The organism is Cobetia sp. 1AS1 (assembly GCF_029846435.1).
Taxonomy (GTDB): Bacteria; Pseudomonadota; Gammaproteobacteria; order Pseudomonadales; family Halomonadaceae; genus Cobetia; species Cobetia amphilecti.
The window spans coordinates 40,782-60,850 of sequence record NZ_JARWKU010000011.1 but is presented as its reverse complement, the minus strand read 5'-3'; the positions used below and the strand labels follow the sequence as shown (position 1 = coordinate 60,850).

Annotated in this window: 16 protein-coding genes; all 16 read left to right on the top strand. The window is 61.1% G+C overall.

Translation table 11 applies throughout. The annotated features are described in order from the left end of the window. Positions 1-7 precede the first annotated feature (7 nt). Entirely contained in the window at positions 8-2,473 is a 2,466-nt protein-coding gene (locus QD280_RS15515; RefSeq protein ID WP_279839924.1) for a hypothetical protein, read from the top strand. Further along, positions 2,470-2,739, top strand: a complete 270-nt coding sequence (locus QD280_RS15510) for a hypothetical protein (RefSeq protein ID WP_271302954.1) — start codon at positions 2,470-2,472, stop codon at positions 2,737-2,739. Before QD280_RS15515 ends, QD280_RS15510 begins: the two co-directional genes overlap by 4 nt. A gap of 1 nt (position 2,740) precedes the next feature. Beyond that, complete coding sequence (locus QD280_RS15505; protein WP_279839923.1) at positions 2,741-5,467, top strand: hypothetical protein; 2,727 nt, start codon at positions 2,741-2,743, stop codon at positions 5,465-5,467. A gap of 40 nt (positions 5,468-5,507) precedes the next feature. After that, positions 5,508-5,708: a hypothetical protein gene (locus tag QD280_RS15500; RefSeq protein WP_279839922.1), complete on the top strand. Its 201-nt coding sequence runs from the start codon at positions 5,508-5,510 to the stop codon at positions 5,706-5,708. A gap of 81 nt (positions 5,709-5,789) precedes the next feature. Next, the gene (locus QD280_RS15495; RefSeq protein WP_279839921.1) at positions 5,790-6,158 is read left to right on the top strand and encodes a hypothetical protein; all 369 of its coding nucleotides are present in this window, start codon (positions 5,790-5,792) and stop codon (positions 6,156-6,158) included. After that, entirely contained in the window at positions 6,155-6,439 is a 285-nt protein-coding gene (locus QD280_RS15490; RefSeq protein ID WP_279839920.1) for a hypothetical protein, read from the top strand. Before QD280_RS15495 ends, QD280_RS15490 begins: the two co-directional genes overlap by 4 nt. Further along, positions 6,436-6,987: a glycosyl hydrolase 108 family protein gene (locus QD280_RS15485; protein ID WP_279839919.1), complete on the top strand. Its 552-nt coding sequence runs from the start codon at positions 6,436-6,438 to the stop codon at positions 6,985-6,987. Before QD280_RS15490 ends, QD280_RS15485 begins: the two co-directional genes overlap by 4 nt. Beyond that, positions 6,984-8,690 (top strand): hypothetical protein, encoded by a 1,707-nt coding sequence (locus QD280_RS15480; RefSeq protein ID WP_279839918.1) that lies wholly within the window; start codon positions 6,984-6,986, stop codon positions 8,688-8,690. The genes QD280_RS15485 and QD280_RS15480 overlap by 4 nt, the downstream gene beginning before the upstream one ends. Then, on the top strand, positions 8,680-12,249 hold the full coding sequence (locus QD280_RS15475; RefSeq protein WP_279839917.1) for a hypothetical protein: 3,570 nt from the start codon (positions 8,680-8,682) through the stop codon (positions 12,247-12,249). Before QD280_RS15480 ends, QD280_RS15475 begins: the two co-directional genes overlap by 11 nt. A 4-nt stretch (positions 12,250-12,253) precedes the next feature. Next, positions 12,254-12,442 (top strand): hypothetical protein, encoded by a 189-nt coding sequence (locus QD280_RS15470; RefSeq protein ID WP_141392416.1) that lies wholly within the window; start codon positions 12,254-12,256, stop codon positions 12,440-12,442. Further along, complete coding sequence (locus QD280_RS15465; RefSeq protein ID WP_279839916.1) at positions 12,439-12,936, top strand: hypothetical protein; 498 nt, start codon at positions 12,439-12,441, stop codon at positions 12,934-12,936. Before QD280_RS15470 ends, QD280_RS15465 begins: the two co-directional genes overlap by 4 nt. A gap of 12 nt (positions 12,937-12,948) precedes the next feature. Continuing rightward, positions 12,949-13,542 (top strand): hypothetical protein, encoded by a 594-nt coding sequence (locus QD280_RS15460; protein WP_279839915.1) that lies wholly within the window; start codon positions 12,949-12,951, stop codon positions 13,540-13,542. Between the two features lie 150 nt (positions 13,543-13,692). Then, on the top strand, positions 13,693-15,282 hold the full coding sequence (locus QD280_RS15455; protein ID WP_279839914.1) for a peptide chain release factor 3: 1,590 nt from the start codon (positions 13,693-13,695) through the stop codon (positions 15,280-15,282). 387 nt (positions 15,283-15,669) lie between these two features. Further along, entirely contained in the window at positions 15,670-16,152 is a 483-nt protein-coding gene (gene mscL / locus QD280_RS15450; protein WP_054557004.1) for a large conductance mechanosensitive channel protein MscL, read from the top strand. Positions 16,153-16,291: 139 nt separating this feature from the next. Then, the gene (locus QD280_RS15445) at positions 16,292-17,059 is read left to right on the top strand and encodes a TatD family hydrolase (RefSeq protein ID WP_279839913.1); all 768 of its coding nucleotides are present in this window, start codon (positions 16,292-16,294) and stop codon (positions 17,057-17,059) included. A gap of 74 nt (positions 17,060-17,133) precedes the next feature. After that, the gene (locus QD280_RS15440) at positions 17,134-19,977 is read left to right on the top strand and encodes an EAL domain-containing protein (protein WP_279839912.1); all 2,844 of its coding nucleotides are present in this window, start codon (positions 17,134-17,136) and stop codon (positions 19,975-19,977) included. Positions 19,978-20,069: the final 92 nt, after the last annotated feature.

The window sequence follows — 20,069 nt, the reverse complement described above, 5'->3', positions numbered from 1 at the left end:
ACTGCCCATGTTCGCGCCGCTGAATGGTGCGCCGCTCAACGGCGGCGCGACAGGACTCTGGGCAGAAGGGACTGCCTCCGCCGAGGCGCAGATCAGTGTCTCGGCGGACATCTATTCGATCGAGTCGGTCACCATGCCGTCTCGCCAGGCCAACTCCGAATCCTCGGCGGTTGGCCTTCGCATTACCTCCGCACCCACCGCCATCTCTACTGCATCGGCTTCTGCCGAAGGGGTGGGCCTGCGGATCACGTCCATGCCCAACACCCTGAGCGTGATCAGCGCAGGGGCTTCCATGCAGGCGACCCGCTACGCACCGATGGAGGCTGCGGGCATCTCGCAAGCGGACAGCGAAGCGACCAACTGGCGCGCGGCCTACCTGGACGGCGCCTGCCATGCCACGGCATCGCAGACCTTCGAGTCCATCGTCTATTCCATCAAGTCGATCACGATGCCGTCTCGGCAGGCCAGCTCGGAAAGCTGGGCAGACGGTCTGCGTATCACGTCAGCGCCTGTGGGTTATGGGGCGTCTTATGCCGAGGCTACTGGCGTTGCGTTACGCATCACCCCGGCACCCCAGGCGCTCGGGGAATCCCAGGCGGACACCACGGGCATCGCAATCCGACAGGCTGGCTTCGATACCGAGCTGATCATCGAGGCGGTGACCGAGCTGACCTATGAACGCCACGCCTATCTGTCTGGTGATATGGCAGCCGAGTCCGAGGCCCTTGGGGACAACTCCCGTCGGACCCGGGCAAAGGCCCGTAGTGCGGCGAGCGCCTTCACCGCTATGGATGGCCTGCGCCCCATCTTTGCCGATGCGGTGATGCAAGCCGACGCCGATGAACAGGCGTCCTTCGGCATCGTGACACTGGCGGCGGGGACATCGAATGCGTGGGTAGACGCCACGGCGCACTCGACGCGCTTCGTGGGCATGGGCTCGCAGCGTCTGGCCCTGGCTTCCAGCATGGGGACGCATACCCGTCTGGCCTACCTGGATGGCACCGCTGCCAGCGAGTCCGATAGTAGCGGGGGCGGCCTTTCATCCCGCCAGGTTCAGCTGGTCTACATGGCCGGGACCTGCGAAGCCCGCATCGTTCCCGACAGCGTGGTGGCAGAACGCACGGCATGGGCCAAACCGACGCGCGCTCGTACCCAGACCATCAGCTGGCTGGATGAATCCGACGTCGATGTCCTGCGGGTCCGTCAGCGGTATGCCGTGGGGACAGCGGTCGCCAGGTCGTCTACCCGTGCCGTACCCAACACGATCTTGGGTTACAGCCAGGTCTATGTGCAGTCCGAGTCGGTCACCGATCCCGACAAACTCTGGCTGGTGCGCGGCGTGGAAGGGCAGAGTACCGGCGAGGTGGACGCCACGACGCGGACCTCTCGCATTACGGTTATCGAGGGCAACCCGATCGGGGAAGCCTTCACGCATATCGCGCCGACCATCACCCGCGACGGCGTGGCCTACTCCTACGCCACGGGTCAGAGCGAGGCCGAGGCCGAGCAGTGGTTCAACGCGCTCAACTACACCTGGGCCCCGGCGGGGCTGTCTCCCGCGCAGAGCGACGCGATCCTGACGCCCTACATGGATCGGGATGGACGCGGCGATTTAGTGGCCACCGCCGGCACCACGATCGTGACCCGTATCAATCCCTGGGTCTTTGCCAAAGGGCGCGCGACCGTGACGGCGCAGACCGAGGCCGAGCCAATCCATTACCGCTCGATCTATGGCGAATCCGTCATGGAGCCGACGGCCGAGACACAGGCCGAGCCGATCCATTACCGCTCGATCTATGCCGATGCCGTGCTCGATGCCACGGCGGACTCCGAGGCCGAGCCGACGCACTACCGCTCGATCTATGCCGAGGCGGACCTGGTCGCCATCGCAGACCCGGTGGTGAAGGCCAATCGCCTGCGGTGGGTCGGGATGGATGGCAGCACGACCGCTCGGTCGGATCAGCTGGCCGAGGCCATCCGTTACCGCTGGGTCGGTATGCGGGCCAAGGGGGTGGCAGTCAGCGCTCCGGTGGCCGAGGCCGTGCGCCTGCGTTGGGTCGGCATGGAGGCCCTGGCGATTTCGGTCAGCGACCAGCTGGCCGAGAACGGGGTCACCCATCGTGTCAGCGCCAACGATGCCTACGCCAATGTGATCTCGATCGCGGATAACCGCCGTTGGACCTCGGGCCAGGGCACCAGCCACAGCTACGCGCGCGGTGGTACCACTCAGGTCACCATCTTCCACGTCTGGTATGCCAAGTCGCTCATGCGGCCCACGGCGGACCAACGGGCCGTGGCGTTCCGCATCACCTCAGCACCCCCAGGCCAATGCACTGCGCGGGCCAGTGTCGGGCGCGGGTCCTTCATCATCAATCCCGGCGCCGCTGCCCCTGATCGCCGCACCATCGTGGTCCCGGCAACTGATCGCAGCATGACGGTCGCGGCGACCAACAGGGAGTACCAAGTCGCATGAAGACATTCCGCAAGCAGCCCAGGGACCACCTGGATTACGACATCGTCATGTCCGAGTGGCTATCGCCCGGCGACGAGGTCGAGAACCTGGAAATTGTGGACCCGCCCAGTGGCATCGAGGTGACACAGACCTCGGTGTCCCCTGACCGGGTCAAGTTATGGATTACCGGCGGTGAAGACGGGCAGAGCTACAAGTTCACGGTCCTGATTTACACCGAATCGCGCACCAAGGAAGTGGATTTCCTGATCGTCGTCACGGAGCTTTGATATGGCCCAGCTATTCCTGAACAACTGCTATGGCGTCCTGGACACCCCAGCCACTGCCAGCGACACCACGCTGGTGCTGACGCAGATGCACGGATTCCCTGACACGATGGGCGAGGGTGACTGGTTCACGCTGACCGTGTTTGCCGATTCCTCGCGCTACGGGGTCAACATCGAGGTCGTGAAGGTCACGGCGATCGATGACACCCTGCTGACCGTCGAGCGTGGCTACGAGGGCGATGCCGTGGCCCACGGGGCAGGGGAGCGAGTCGAGGCCCGGCTGACCGCTGATGCCATGCAGCGTCTACGCGACCTGGCGTCCTTGCCGTCCTGGGAGGTCGGTGACATTCGCACGGTGGTGAAGCATGTCGAGCTGTCGGATGACTGGGCACCGTTGGATGGGCGGATCATCGCCGCAGCGGATGCACCGGTTTTGGCCTCGATGGGCGGCGTATACCAAGTGTATAGCCCTGTGCTGCGAAGCATTACCACCAGCATGGTTGCGGAGTTAGACAACGACCTCACAACTGTTGGTTTCTACAAAGGCTACATGTACGAATGCGCCAGGGGTGGCGAGTTGGTGATCCGCGATATGGCCAACGGTTATCAGGAGGCCAACCGTTTCACCGCAACCGGCAGCGCCCTCACCACGGGGAGTGTCAGTGAAGTCGATGGGCGCGTATTTTTCTCTCCCGGGAATATGGGCGCCCCACTAATGTGGTCCGACGATGGGGTCAATTTCAATGCAGGCCCTTCGATCGATGGGGGTGCCTACTTTGGCGCTGTTTTCTGTAAGCTGCCAGAAGGTGGCTACCTAGTCGGGGCTTATAGCTCTGCTGGGGTACAGGTTGTTGAGGTTCCAAGTACGCTGCCTGCGGGTGTCGCAGCACCCACAGACGTATACACGGCTCCGACAACGAATGAAGCGCTCGCTGCCCTGGCCAAGCCTGCTCTGGATGGCCGGTTCCTGATTCTGCCAACTGATGGTGGAGGCTCGGAGGTGCTCGACCTCCATGCGCAGAATAGCTACCCGACGGCTACCGAGGGGACTCTAATCGATGTGTGCGATGTGGGGGCGATCTACGCAGTCCCCGATGTTGGGATAAAAGTTGTCGGGGTTAGTGACACGTTTGAACTTGTAGTGCGGTATCTGGTGCGTTTCAACAACTTCGGATCACCCCTGTATAAGCAATCGTTCTGCCCCCGCCTGCCGGATACCGCCTTCGTAGGCACCACAACTGAAACAGGATACAACGCTTTCGTTATCAACAAAGCCGACCCGCGAGCGAGCATGCCGATAAACGATGGTACCGGCGATGCCCCACAAAGATTTAAAGCGGCCGCTGTGTATCAAGACCGGGCGTTTGTATACGACACTCTCGATACGAGCAAACAGTTCTTGTTCCTGGATGAAATTAACAATCCTTCTGTGCCGGTTAATACCATACCTACCGGTTTTTCCCCGTTTGACACCTTCGATGTCGGGCTTGTCCCCGAGTCTGTCACGGGGGCGTCAAAGGGCCGATCCCCGGTGGCATATACCAATACGCCGAACGGAGAATTCGCTTGGTGCCGGGTTGACGAGGGTGGCGATGACGTACTCGCTGTAGTAGAGCGCAATAGCGAGGGGGAGTGGATAAACCGCCAAACTGTCAGTGTTCCTGGTCCATCTGCCGGCGCTTTCCGCCCTGACGGCCTAGCGTTTTTCGAAAAAGGGCGAATCGCTTATTGCGGACCCGTCGATTATTCAAGCCATGAGTTTGGAGTCTTATACGACAATTCCACGGGTTCTGCGTCGGCTGCTATGGAATACTCAGATGGCACAGTCCCTCCCCCTGATGACATCACAGCCGTGGTGCCGTCTTCGCAAGGCTTCCCGCCCGTGGCGCTGCACAACAACGGTGACGTCACCTTTGTGGCTATCAACTCTGGTTCGAAGCTTTCCCACAATAGCCTTATACCCAGCAATACACAGTCCGAGTATCCGACAGCGATCAGAGTTGGCCGTGCCCCCCTACCTTGGCCGTCGGGGGCAAACCCGGCTGCGGCCATGTACGTATCAGCGACCGTGACGCGGTCCTCGTCCAATAATAGTTATGCCTATATGACCTTGCTGGCGAAAGAAGAAGGCGCGCTTTCTATTTTCCGCCTAGCGGGGATTGATGACATGACGCGGCTCCATACTGTGACCTTACTTGACTTGAAGGCTGCTATAGAACGGTACAATAGAGCAACAGGTAAAAATTTCTCTTGGCCGTCTGATATTTTCAACCCGGTGCTTCTCGCCAATGGTGACAAGTTCTTATATGTCTATGGTGGGGAGGCGTTTATATACGATATTCCGACCCGTTCATTAGAATTTGTGCGGGCTGTGGGCTCTACCACTAGACCGTATTACCCGGTACCGATCAATGGAGTATATTTCTATTATGGGCGGGATGGGGTAAAAAGCGTAGATGCGTTAACCGGAGAAATCACGGACTGGGACGCTGGGGAATTTTATTACGCGGGCCGCGCATCCTCTATATGGACAACTTGGTTATTATCCGATGGCCGTTTGGCCTGCGTCTTTAGTGATTCCTTACCGTCAGGTGAAACCGGCAGCGCCTATGTTCTGACCCCCTTGGAAGCGACTGAAACTGATGGGGGCTTCGACCCGGAGACGCAGATTTATCTGCCAGAAATCCCCACCGGGTCCGACCACACGCTGAACTACGTGAAAATCCGCTAACCCACATTGCCCCCGCCTGGCGGGGGCCCTGGAGTCTGCAATGCCTGCGATCGTCCTGAAAATCCTCACCAGTATGGCCACCACGCTGCTCACCGAGCGGTTCCTGCTCAACCTACTGATCGTTCTGGCGGAACGCCTGGCGAAAAGCACCAGCAACACGCTGGATGACCAGATCGTCCGCGAGCTGAAACGCGCTGTTGAAGGCAGCAAGCCCACTCTGTATAGCGAAGTGAAAAAGTAGCCTCGCATAATAAGCAATGCTTATAATGGCTACTCCGGCGCAGTGCAATTCATGGGCGTCAAGCGATAGGAGGGATGGCAATTGTCGGATGAATTGAAGCGCATTGCCGCCGAAAAGACCGCCCAATGGGTTGTACCAGCGCTGATCATATTCGGGGCCGTTCTGGTCAAATGGCTCTATTCAAAAACAAAGCGGTCATGGTTCGACTGGCTACGGTATCTGACCGTATCAGTCTTCGTAGGTGGGGTGATGAATTTGTACTTGGCGGATATACCCGACCAAGACATGGGTCCAGGGGCAAAAGGCGCGATTCTCGCATTGGTGGTGCTGGTCGCTGATCACATCCTGACGGGAATCTTCAAGGTGGGCGCGGAATTCGCCCGTGATCCGCACGAGTTCATGGTGAATTGGTCCACCACATTGCGGGACATCTGGAGGGGAAGGAAATGATCACTGCTGTCTCCTGGCTCAACGTCATTGCATCCGTCGTCGTGATATTCGGCGCGGTTCTCACTGCCCGAATCGTGCCGAAAGGCCGACGAACGGACCTGCTGATCATGGAAGCCATGATCGCCGTGACCTACCTGATCCTGATCAATTCGCGGGGCATTTACGCCTTCGCATTCACGACCAGCTCCGTGGCATGGCACCTGTTCGATAGCGCTGTGCTGTTCTACATCGTCTTCCAACAACGGCGGGCCTGGTATGTCCGCCGGAGGCTCCCGCGATGATGACATTTGGTGTGGCATTCGAGCGCGTCATTGGCCATGAGGGCGGGCTATCCCTGCACCGCCGTGACCCAGGCAACTGGACAGGCGGCAGCGTCGGGGTCGGGGTGCTGCGTGGCACCCGCTTCGGTATCAGTGCGGCCCGCTATCCGAGAGAGGACATCCAGAATCTGACCCTCGATCGGGCCAAGCAGCTTTACCACCGCGACTTCTGGGATCGCGCCCAGGCGGACCAGTTCCCGCCGGCCGTGGCCTATCAGACCTTCGACGCCGCCGTGAACCACGGGCCCGGTACCGCGATCCGGTTCCTGCAGCGCGCACTCGATGTCGCGGACGATGGCCGGGTCGGAGCTGTCACCCTGGGCGCCCTGGAGCGTGCCGACATCGACGACGTGCTCAAGCGGTTCAATGCCGAGCGCATCCGCTTCTACGTGAAGCTGTCCTCCTTTACTGACTTCGGGCGCGGCTGGATGGAACGGGTGGCCACCAACCTGGAATACGCGGCGGATGACTACAACGCCCCCTGGCATGTGCAAGTGGAGGCCGCATGAGAATCCTGACCTTCGAGGGCATGGCGCCCCAGGTGGACCCATCGCGCCTGGCCGAGGGTCTGTCCGAACGCGCGGTGAATGCCGGGTTCCAGCGCGGTGCTCTGACGGCACTGCCCGTGAACTTCGCCAGCACCAACTACAGCAAGCTCAAGGGCAACCGCACGGGCGGGCTCAAGACGGCCGAGTCGATGTTCTACTCGCACATGGCCGATGCCTGGTTCGTCTTCACCGATCAGGTGCGTCGCGGCATCGACTCCCTGATCGCCCCGCAGGACGAATGGCGGCGCATCTATTTCGCGGACTCGACAGGGCCGCGCTACACCATCGGCGACAACTACTCTGACAACTCGGTGAACATCACGCCGACGTCCTACCGGCTGGGAGTGCCTGCCCCGGACGGTGCCCCCCTGGCGCGGCTCGCATCCGAGTCCATCCCGGAGGGGATGGAGGAAGAAGACCTCAACCGCCAGCGGGTGGTGTATGTCTTCACCCTGGTCGATGACCTGGGGCAGGAAGGGCCGCCCTCGATCGCGTCCGGCGGGGTCGAGGTGCCGATCGAGTTCGACTTCAGCGTCACGGTCGATCTTCCCCTGGGCAACAGCGACACCGGCCAGCGCCGGTTCACGGGCGCGGCCCGCAAGCGCGTTTACCGCTCCACGTCCGGTTCCAGCGGCACCTACTTCCAGTACGTGGGCGAGGTGGCCTATACCCAGGCCAGCTTCACCGACACGGTGCCTTACGGGGAAGAAGCCGAGGTGCTGCCCACCGACAGCTGGCACCCGGCACCGGACGAGATCAAGGAAATCGACGCGGTCGGCTCCAACTTCCTCGCCGGCTTCTACGGCAACATGCTGTGCTACTCCGAGGTCAAGCTGCCGCACGCCTGGCCCTATGAGTACCGTTTCCCGCTCAAGACCCAGATCACGGCCATCCAGTCCACGGCCAACGGCCTGTTCGTCGGGACCACCGGCAAACCGTACTGGTGCTATGGCGCAGACCCGCAGGCCGCCGTCCCGCAGGAAATGGACTACGACTACCCGTGCCTTTCACGCGACAGCGTTGTCGATGTGGGCGGCTTCGTCGTGTATGCCAGCCACGATGGCCTGGTCGCGGTCGATGGCCAGCAAGCCCAGCTGCTGACCGGCGGCATCTTCACCGCTCAGGACTGGAAGGACCTGGACCCGGCGACCCTCAAGGCGTTCGCCTTCGAAGGCCGCTACCTGTTCTATGTCCCGCTGACCGACACGCTCTACGCCATCACGCCCAGTGACCCGCGCTCGCTGACCCTGGTGTCATCCGGCTCCGCCGAGCTGTTCAGCAAGATGACGTGCGCCGCACGGGACAGCCGCCACGATCGCACCATCCTGGTCGCCGACGGCTTCGGCATCCCCAACCTGACCGAGGTCATGAGCACCGCCGCTGGCAACGTGTCCTGGACCAGTCGTGTCGTGCGTGATCGCCCACGGGCCTTTGGCCTGGGGCAGGTGATGGCCTCGGAATACCCCGTGACGCTCACCATCCGGGGCGATGACCGCGAGCTGACCCTGACGGTGCAGAGCGAGGACCCGTTCCGGCTGCCGGCCTGGGGCCGCAAGCGCGAGTGGCAGCTGACCCTCGAGATGGATTCCAAGGGGGACAGCCGCCGGGCCATCTATTCCGCCGTCCTGGCGGGGTCCACACAGGAGCTGGTCTATGGCGCGTAAACGCATCACGGCGCTGCCGGACATCCCGCGCGACGCCACGCCGACACTCCGCCGCTGGATGGAGGCCATGAAGGAGGCCACGGAAGTGCGCCTGGGTCGGCGCGGTGATCCGGGCGAGGCTGCCGTCACCTTCAACGACCTGGTGGACAGTGGTCTAGTGCAGGGGCTGGGGCGGATCAATCCGCTGACCGGCCTGCCGACGGTGCTGCCGGTCGGTGACGGTGGTGACCTGGCCACGCCACCGCGACCCACGGGCGTCTATGCCCTGGGGGTGTTCGATGGCATCCACCTGTTGTGGGATTTTCCGGGCTCCCGCTACCAGATTCGTGTGGTCGAGATTCGCCGGGGCCAGACCAACGACTTCAACGAGTCCGATGTCCTGGGCTCCGGGGCCGGGGCCAGCTACTTCGATGTCATTCCGGGCGAGGAGGCACAGACCTTCTGGTACTGGCTGCGCTTCGTGAACGCCTTCGGCACCGTGGGCCCGTGGTCTGAAGCCGTGTCGGCCACCAAGATCGCGGACATCGGCTACCTGATCGAGCGCCTGACCGAGGAAATCGACGCCTCCTACCTGGCCGAGGAGCTGCGCAAGGAAATCGAGCTGATTTCGAACTTCGAGCCAGGGTCCGTGAACAGCCGCTTGAAGACCGAGACGGATGCTCGGGTTCAGGCGATCCTCGAGGAGCACCAGGATCGGGTCAAGGCCCTGCAGGCGGAAGCGAAGGCCCGCCAGCAGGCGGTCAGTGCCGAGGCCAAGGCCCGCGCCGATGCCCTGGTGGATGAAGCCAAGGCCCGGACGGCCGCGATCGAGGCCAACCGCGAGGCATGGACGGCGGAAACCGAGTCACTGGCCCGTGAAACCGAATCCCTTCGCTCCACGGCACAGGGCCTGGGGAGCGAGATCGACAGCGTCCGCCAGGCGAGCGTGAAAGGGGACGAGGCCCTGGCCCGGACCCAGGAAACGCTGACCGCTGCCAGCAACAAGGCATTTGCGGACCTGGCCACCGAGCGCCAGGCACGGATCAACGGCCTGAATGCCCTGACCACCAGCTTCGAGAGCCAGATCGCCCAGGTGGCCGAGGACTATGAAGCGGCCATCCTCGAGGAGCGCACGACCCGTATCCAGCAGGGCGAGTCACTGGCCCGTGACCTGGGGCAACTGTCCGCGCGGGTCGATACCAACGTGGCCGACATCACACGGGAAGAACAGACCCGCGCCAGTGCGATCAGCGCCTTGAGCAGTGCCGTCGAGAGCATCACGGCCCGCCTCGATGCCACACCCGTATGGGTCAGCAGCTTTGAGGACGGGGCAGACTACGATCGCTGGAATGCCCCCGGCGGGGCCACGATTTCGGCCTACACCGCTGACGACTTCGGCGGCGAGCAGTCTGCCGCGATCGGTTACAGCGGCAGCAATCCGTCCTCGGGCGGCGCGACGGGTGGGGTCAATGCCCAGATCAGCGAAAGCATGGCGCAGAACTTCTCCGAGAAACGCATCCGCGTGACGGGCTATGCCAAGCGTTTCCCCACCGACAGCCAGGCATCGAGCGAGTTCGCCGTGGCCTACTCGACCGCTGAGGTGGGCAACAGCGGCTGGCAACGGTTCCCGGTCGAGGACAACTGGACCCTGTTCGAATTCCTGTGGGACGTGCCGGGTGCCAACAATGGCGGGGCTGACTACCTCGGTATCTGGGGTGACACCAGCAACAGCGGCAAGAAGGTGCTGATCGACCTGATCAGCATCCAGCCGGCCACCACCGAGGAAGACCTGCCGGCCATCACCGCCGCGATCAACGAGGAGGCCAGCGCTCGGGTGGCCGGTGACCAGGCCAATACCCAGCAGATCAACACGGCCAAGTCGCAGTTCAATTCGGCCATCGCCGAGGCCAATTTGGTGCGCGAGACGGAAGTGAAGCGCGTCGATGACCGGGTGACCAGCGTGAGCCGCAAGGTGGACACGACCCGCAATGCGCTGGAAGGCAGCATCGCCACCACCAACTCCCGCCTGGTGTCCGAGGTCAAGGAGCTGGAGAACGGCATCAACGCGGCCAGCGGCAAGATCGACACGGTGGAATCGCGTCTAGGGGACACGATCGGCGACGTCCAGTCGGAGCTGAACAGCGAGACGAAGCGCCTGGATGGCCGGATCAACACCACCAGCAAGAAGATCGATACGACCCGCTCCCAGCTGGAAGGTAAGTTGAGCACCGCACAAACCGAGCTGACCAGCGAGATCGAGAAGGTCGATAACCGTGTCACCTCGACCAGCCGCAGCATCACCAACGTGCGCAACGAGCTGAAGGGCGATGTCTCGGGCGTGCGCAACTCGCTCAACAGCGAAGTGAAGGAGCTGGAAGACTCGATCAAGAGCACCAACACGGCATTGACCAAGGCGCAGTCCCAGATTGGCAAGGACGTCGCGGCCGTGGAAACCAAGCTCGGGACCGAGGTCGGCAAGATCAACGGCGAGCTGACGACGCTGAATTCCTACTGGTATGCCAAGGTGCAGACCAACGGGCTGATCGGCGGCTTCGTGGTGGGCAACAACGGCGACAGCATCGACGCCATTTTCGACGTGGACCGTTTCGCCGTGGGTCGGACCAGCAAGGATGCCCGCAAGCCGTTCATCATTGCCGGCGGTGACACCTACATCAACAGCGCCCTGATTGCCGAGGCATCGATCCAGGAAGGGCAGCTGGGGCCGATCACCATCGGCAAGCTGACCAAGGGCGACGGCACCCCGATCACGACCGTGGGCGGGTTGATCCGTGCCGACGCCATCGAGGTCAACAACCTGGACGTGCGCAGCGCGGCGCGCTTCTCCGGTGACGTGTTCTCGGACAACTTCCAGTCAGGGAAGACCGGGTGGGCCATCCTGCAGAGCGGCTATGTCGAGTTCAACGACGCCATGATCCGGGGCAACCTGGAAGTGCAGTCGATCACGGTCAACGGCCAGTCGCCCTTCGGGGCACTTCGCCTGAATGACAACGACGAGCGCCGCAGCGCCAGCCTGGCTGGGGGTGGTAACAGCTATGGGCACCGGGATGCGGATTACCGTGAGATTTCTGCCAGTCATGTGGCCACGCAGAAACTGTCCAAGATGCCATCCGGTTCCCGCTTGAGCCTGACATCCTATCCACGGGTCGCGGCCTCAATGAGTGGTCGCTACGGCAGCGGTAGTCTTCAGGACCGTACCGGCGATGGTGGCGATTATTGGGTCGGGCGGACGGGGGCGATCAAATGGTTCGTTCGTGTGCGGATTCGCACCTGGATCGACGGCAAGTTGGTGCTCGACAAGAGCCACACGCAAAGCGATGAGAACAAAGGCTCGCGGGGTGAAGGGCGGCCACAGCCGACCGCAAGCCACGACTATTACCACCCGAAAGCGCGGGGTGGTTACAACATGGAATACAAGTACGATGCCTATCGTTCGACTTCGACCATCAAGACCCAGACAGACATTTCGGTGAAGGGGTGGGTCTACAATGGCGGGCTCGGGATTTCCTTCGATTCCGATGGCGGCAATATCACGACAGGCGACGTCTTCAGACTGGGGTAATGCTATGGATGACATGATCCGCGACACCATCGACGAGATCAGTGAGCAAGGTGAAAATCTCGAGACTCTGATTGCCGTCGGACGCACAAAAGAAGGGAAGGTCAGTCTGGTAACGCTGGATGGTGACCGCGAAAGGCTGATCGTTTTATTGGAGCGGGCGAAAAATATGCTGGTTCGGAGCATGGACCCATGAGCGTTCGCCTGGTGCCGATTCCAGAGGATGTTATTGCGATCCTTGAGTCGCTACGCTGGCCCGTCGAAACCTGGGAGCGGTTCAACACCTTCGAGGATTTCGATATGTTTGGCCGCCCACCGGCCAGGGACCTGGAACAGGTGGCCACGGGCACGCAGGTAATGCTGGATCGCCATGATGCGGCCTACCAGCCTTTGCTCGAGGCCCTGGGCGCAAAGCGCATGACCAACGCCATTGTGTATCCCGCCGGCAGCATCATGGGGTGGCACACCAACTCGGACAACCCTGGTGTCCGCCGCTACTACACCTGGAGTGAGGAGGGCGGTGCCGTCTTCCGCTATATTGATCCTGTGACAGGTGAGCGCCACGACTCCATCGACCCGCCCGGTTGGGTCTGCCGAGAGTTCACCGTGACCCAGGACCCGTTGTTCTGGCACACTGTCTGGACTCCGGTTGAGCGATGGGCTTTCGGGGTCATGATGACAAATCGTTAACTAAAGGGTTATATGACCATTGAATCTATCGAACCATTTATTGTTTTAATAAGAGATGGTGCAACAATATTTTTTTACATTATTGGGTGCTGGGTAGCTTTGAGTGGATTACGTACCTGGAAAAAACAGTTAGTTGGAGAGTCTAAATATGAGGCACTAAGAAGACTAATTAGGCTTACTTACCGTCTTCAACAGCAGATCAGAAACATACGGGGCTCTTATCGCCAAAGTTTATCATCCATTGCATCTGAAGATTATAAGGATAGTTATTTTAAAACTTCACTTGAATCTATGGATGAGCAGGTTGTAGAGATCAAAGAATTAGTTTTCGAGTTAAAGCTCATGGACAAAGGTTTTAATGATCAGAGTATTCAAGAATTACTTACTATAGCTGAAGAGTTTAAGATGAGTATATTCGCTTACGTAATAATGTCGCGTATAGATATTTCAGGAAAGCCTCAGCTCAAGACAAGAGAAAGAGAAGAGAGACTTAAGGAAGTCAGAGCGATCATATATTCTAGTAAAGACAACGATGAATTTGGCAAAAGACTTAATGATGTTGTTGGCGAAGTAGAGTCAAGTCTTTCAAGGTATTTAAACGTTTAAAAGTGGATAGAGGGCTGCCTTGTGACCAGTGTATAAGCCGCGACAAGGCCGCTCACCGGCTGTACAATCCCCCGCACGAGCTGCCCCGTACACTAGGGCCACAAATTCAGAACCTGTACATAGCTGTGTACATGAAGTGGGATTCGCATCATGGCGCAAGCCAATTTTCCTAGAGAAATCAAGAACACAAAAACCTTCGCCATCATCTCTCACCCGGATGCCGGTAAGACCACCATTACCGAGAAGCTGCTGCTGTTCGGGAATGCCATCCAGATGGCCGGCTCGGTCAAGAGCAAGCGGGCCGATCGCCACGCGACCTCTGACTGGATGAAGATGGAGCAGGAGCGTGGCATCTCCGTGACCACCTCCGTGATGCAGTTCCCCTACAAGGACCGCATGGTCAACCTGCTGGATACCCCCGGGCACGAGGACTTCTCCGAAGATACCTACCGGACGCTGACTGCCGTCGACTCGGCGCTGATGGTCATCGATGGCGCCAAGGGTGTCGAGGACCGCACCATCAAGCTGATGGAAGTCTGCCGCCTGCGCACCACGCCGATCCTGACCTTCGTCAACAAGATGGACCGCGAGACGCGTGACCCCATCGAGGTGATGGACGAAGTCGAGACGGTGCTCAACATCCAGTGTGCGCCGATGACCTGGCCGATCGGTGTCGGCAAGGGCTTCAAGGGCGTCTATCACCTGCTCAATGACGAGATCCATCTCTACAAGCAGGGCCAGGGCAACCGCATTCCCGATGACGTGCGCATCAAGGGCCTCGATAGCCCGGAAGCCATCGAAGTGCTGGGCGAGGACCTGATCGAAGAGCTGAGCATGGAAGTCGAGCTGGTGCGCGGTGCCTCACACGAGTTCGATCTCGAGGCCTATCGTCGCGGTGATCTGACGCCAGTCTACTTCGGTACCGCCATGGGCAACTTCGGCGTGCGCGAGATGCTCGACGGCTTCGTCGAATATGCCCCGCCGCCCCAGCCGCGTGATACCGATACCCGCGAAGTCACGGCCCACGATGAGCGCTTCACCGGCTTCGTGTTCAAGATCCAGGCCAACATGGACCCGAAACACCGTGACCGTGTCGCCTTCCTGCGTGTCTGCTCCGGCAAGTACGAGAAGAACATGAAGATGCGCCATGTGCGCATCAACAAGGACGTCAAGATTCCTGACGCCCTGACCTTCATGGCGGCGGACCGCTCCCACGTGGAAGAGGCCTGGCCGGGCGATATCATCGGCCTGCACAACCACGGCACCATCCAGATCGGTGACACCTTCACCATCGGTGAGGACATGCGTTTCACCGGCATTCCGCACTTCGCGCCGGAACTGTTCAAGCGCGTGCGCCTGAAGGACCCGCTGAAGATGAAGGCGCTGCAGAAAGGCCTGCAGCAGCTCTCCGAGGAGGGCGCGACCCAGGTCTTCCAGCCCTTCGACAACAACGACCTGATCGTCGGTGCCGTCGGTACGCTGCAGTTTGACGTGGTCGCTCACCGCCTGAAGGAAGAGTACAAGGTCGAGTGCATCTATGAGGCGATCAACGTGCAGACCGCACGCTGGATCTACTGCGATGACACCAAGATGCTGGAAGACTTCAAGCGCAAGGCCAGTGCCAACCTGGCCTACGACGGCGGCGGCTGGCTGACCTACATCGCGCCGACCCGCGTCAATCTGCAGCTGACCCAGGAACGCTGGCCGGACATCACCTTCCGCGCGACCCGTGAGCACTGAGACAGGTACCGCAACGGCGTTGCCCTAGCGGCGATGTTGTAATGGCGCTGCCATAGCGACGCTGCGATAGCGAGACTGTCGATCACGACATGAAGAACGCCACCCCTCGGGGTGGCGTTTTTGTATGCCCGGATAAAAGGTGGCACTTTTTGTGGCCAGACATGCGTGTAACCCTACGTTTACACAGCCAACCCATGGCGTGGCATCAGCACGGCATAATGTTCGGGTCATGTTGTCTTGCTGGCATCCGTGTGATGAAGCTTGCTGGGGCGAAGGTCGGTAGGGCGCAGACAATGACAACACAATGGCGTGGGATGTGTCTCAGTGCGGGCCATGCATGATGCGTGGCAATCCACCGGATGGTTAGCGAGTGACAGGAGATGACAGATGTCCGGATTCATGCAGGAATTTCGTGATTTTGCCGTCAAGGGAAGCGTCGTCGACATGGCGGTCGGCATCATCATCGGCGGGGCATTCACACTGATCGTCAAGAGTCTGGTCGGTGACATGCTCAACCCGCTGATCGGGCTGCTGATCGGCGGAGTCGATTTCGCCAACTTCTTTGTCGTCCTCAAGGAAGGCGCTCAGGCCGCGCCCTACGCCAGTCTCGAGGCGGCCAAGGAAGCGGGAGCCGTCACGCTGAACTATGGCTTGTTCATCAATGCCATCATCAGCTTTGCTCTGGTGGCGCTGGCGGTGTTCGTGTTGATCCGACAGATCAACAAGCTCAAGAAGGAAGCCGAGGAAGCGCCGGAAGAGGTCACCGACAAGGATTGCCCGTATTGTCTTTCCAAGGTACCGCTGGCGGCGACCCGTTGTGGTCATTGCACCTCCGAGCTGGCGCCGGCAGCGCCGGTGGAGGCGGCCTAGGCCATCTGCGTCAGTCACGACGACTGGCAAGCAATATCGACACTCGTCCTCAAGGGACCGGCCACCAGGCCGGTCCCTTCGTTTGTCTGACACACGCTGATATAGCACGATGGCTGTACGACCATCCCCGGGAGATTCCATGCTGATCGACAGTCATTGTCATCTGGATTTCGCTGACTTCACGCCGGATCGTGAGGCGGTTATCGCGCGTGCCGAGCAGGAAGATGTCTCGGCCTTCGTGGTGCCCGCCACCAAGGTGGCAAGTTTTTCGGCAGTGCTGGCGCTGGCGGATTCATCGGCGCGTATCTTCGGTGCCCTGGGACTGCATCCCTATTTTCTGTCCGAGCATGGTGAGGGCGCGCTGGCGGCGCTTCATCAGGCTCTCGACCAGCATGCCGGCCAGATCGTCGCGTTGGGCGAATGTGGCTTCGATGCGCGACTGGCCGATCATGACGCCCAATGGCAGCTTTTCGAGGCCCAGCTGAGCATGGCACGCGAATTCTCTCTGCCTGTCATCGTGCACTGCGTGCGCGCCAATGACGAAGTCGCCAAGCGCCTCAAGCAGGCACGACTCACCCGTGGCGGCATCATCCATGCCTTCGCGGGCAGTCAGGTGCAGGCGGAGCGCTTTCTCGAGCTTGGCTTCGTGCTGGGGCTGGGCGGCAGCGTGACCTACCCGCGTGCCAACAAGCTGCGCGGAGTGGTGGCGTCACTGCCCGATGATGGCTTCGTGCTGGAAACCGATAGCCCCGACATGCCGCTGTGCGGGTTTCAAGGTCAGCGCAATGAGCCATCGCGTGTGGCCAAGGTCGCGGATGTGGTGGCGGAACTCCGTTCGAGCAGTCGCCACGATATCGCGTTATCCACCACGACGAATGTGCAGCGTATTCTTCAACTGAACGTCTGATCTAGACTGACCTCAAAGGCCAGGCGACAGCCTGCCGACCCGGTTCAGGAGGTCGCCTCATCATCGGTAAATCAATGTCAGATTCTTCAGCATCGCGTTCCTCCTCTCGTGTGCCGGCACACGAGTCTTCTGCTGTCTTCGCGCACGCCTCCCTGCCTGCTGGTCCCCGCTATCGGATGTATCTGCTGCCGCTGCTGTTGCTGGCGGCATTGCTGGCCACTGCCTGGTTGACGGCCAGCCAGATCACGCAATCCCGCGAGGCGGATCGCGAATCCGACAGGCAGCGGCTGGCCTTGTGGGTCCAGAGTGAACAGCGCCTGCTCGCGGGACAGCTGCAGGAGAACGGCTACTGGGAAGAAGCCGTGACCAGGTTTCTGCGCGAGCCCGAGCTCGACACGACCTGGCTCGAGTACATGTATGGCCCCGAGTTCGCCATCAATACCGGCATACATCTGATCTCTGCCGTGCGTGGCGATGGGCAGGTGGCCGCCTGGGTGCAGCACAACGCCGGGTCGCCGGGGGCCGACTGGCTGGGCAAGCAGCCGGTGAGCTGGCGACGTGCGCTCGCCCCCGTCATGCAGGCGGCCCGCCAGTCACCGACACAACCCCAGCTGGCCTGGTTGATCGTCGACAACCAGCCATGGCTGATCGGCATGCAGGGGCTCTACGAGGATGAGGAGGCCTTGCCACCGCAGGACGAGCAGGGACTGTTGATTCTGGGCATGCCGCTCACGACAGACCTGCTGGATGAGCAGGCGGCCGTGCTGGGCTTGAAGGGGCTGCAGGTGGTCAGCAACGCCATGCCACAGCCCATCGCGACACAGCAGATCTGCGTGGCCTTGCCGGCGTCCGGCCGTGCCGATCGCTACAACCATGCCAAGGCCTGCTGGCAGGATGAAAATCGCGTCGCTCAGCTGGTGCAGGAGATGGGCACTCCGCTGGCGGTGCTGCTGTTGATCATTTTGCTGGCGGGCATGGGCACCATCGGCATGCTGGTGCGCGACAGTCGGCGCCGCAGGGCGAGTCGGGCCTATGGCGCCTACCTCGAGCATCAATACCAGCGCCACAGCATTCTCAACCAGCAATTCCTGAGCGTCCCCTATGAAACTCACACGCCGCAGAACGCGCGTGCCTCTCTCGCCCGGTACCTGCAGCGAGTGCGCGAGATGCTGGGGGCAGAGATCATCATCTATCGGCGTGAGGTGGGCAATCCCAACGCCGGCTACCTGATTCTGCAGAGTCATGATGAGCGTGAGTGGTTGAGTGAAGCATCGTTGCGGCGTGATCCTCTCTGGCGCCTGCCGGTGGGGCGCGTGTGCGTGTCAGCCGGTGATCGCTCGCGGCGCGATGGCGATGTGAGCGTCGACAGGAGTGACGATGAGCAGGAAGATCGCGCGCTGCTGCTGTGTCAGCGACTGGGCGCCAGCCAGCTGATGGGCTATTCGGTCTCGCCGCATCCCGGGCGCAGCGAATTGCTGCTGGTGGCCAGTCGCGGCCATCGACTCAACGCCACCGAGATGATGCCGTTGCTGGACATGACCCTCGATACGCTGGTGGTACGAGGGCTGGAGCAGGAACGCGTGCTGCTCCAGCACCAGTTGCTCGAGGAGCGCGAGACGGATCTCGATACCGGTCTGCTCAGTCGTGAAGGCATGCTGCGTCTCATCAAGGTGCGGATTGACCAGCTGGGCGAGGTCGCGCCGATGGAGGGCTTCGTGCTGATGGCGCTTAGGATCGGCGGCTTGCAGGTGCTCTACGATCATGCCGGCGCCGAGCCGGGCAATCACCAGCTGGAGCAGGTCCAGAAGCGTATCGCTCCCTTGCTGGGCAATTCCGGCGATGTGGCGCGCCTCGAGACCGACAGGCTGCTGATCATGGTCCAGCGCCGGCTGCTGGAAGCGACGCGTGGCGGTATCAGCGGCTGGCTGGACAACCTGCTGAATGCCGTGCGCGACAAGGTCACGCTCAATGATGAGGTGATCTATCTGCAGCCGAGCCTGGGCATCACGCGCTATCCCGAGGATGGCCATCAGGTGGATGCGCTGGTCTATCGCGCCGAACGTGCCCTGCACGATACCCAGCAATGCCAACGCGAGTGGCATTTCTTCGATGAAGAGGCGGAGCGTGAGTTGCGTCGCCTCAAGCAGCTGGAGGCCGAGTTCACCGTCGCGCTGCGCGAGAATCAGCTCAGGCTCTTCGTGCAGCCGATCGTCGACGGGCGTACTGGCCGCTTGCAGCTGTCGGAGGCGTTGATTCGCTGGCAGCACCCGGAACATGGCTTGATGGGCTCGGCGGATTTCATGGCCATCGTCGAGTCCGCCCGCCTGGATGTCGCGCTGGGGCGCTGGGTGCTCAAGGAGAGCATCGCGACCCTGATGCGCGTCCACGAGAGCGGCCATGAGCTGCATCTGAGCGTCAACGTGACCGTGCGCCACATGATGGACAAGCGCTTCCTGTCAGACCTGGAAATGTTGTTCCGGCATCCGGAGCTGTGTGAGCGCCTGACGCTTGAACTGGTCGAGAGCCAGCTGCCGGATGATATCCAGGCCCTGGCCGTGCTGTTCCAGACCATTCGGGCTCACGGCGTGGCGTTGGCACTGGACGATTTCGGTACGGGCTACTCCTCGCTGTCGCAGCTGCAGCGGCTACCGTTCGACAAGCTCAAGATCGATCGGCAGTTCGTGACGGCGCTGGGCTCCAGCAAGGGGCAGGCCATGATCGAAGCGATGCTGGGGCTGGCGGAGGCCTTCCATCTTGCGGTGGTGGCCGAAGGCATCGAGACGCCGGAGCAGCGAGCCGAATTGCTCGCGCATGGCTGCTCGCTGCATCAGGGCTATCTCTATGCACGACCGATGCCGGTGCAGGAGCTGATCGAGCACCTGATCGCAGGGGATGGCTGGCTGCCGGAAGGGCTGTAAGGGCTGTAAGGGCTGGGAGCCCCGGCAGGCGCCTGAAATCAGCAATCCGTGGCAGACAAAAGCCCCGCACGTTGGCACGTGCGGGGCTTTCC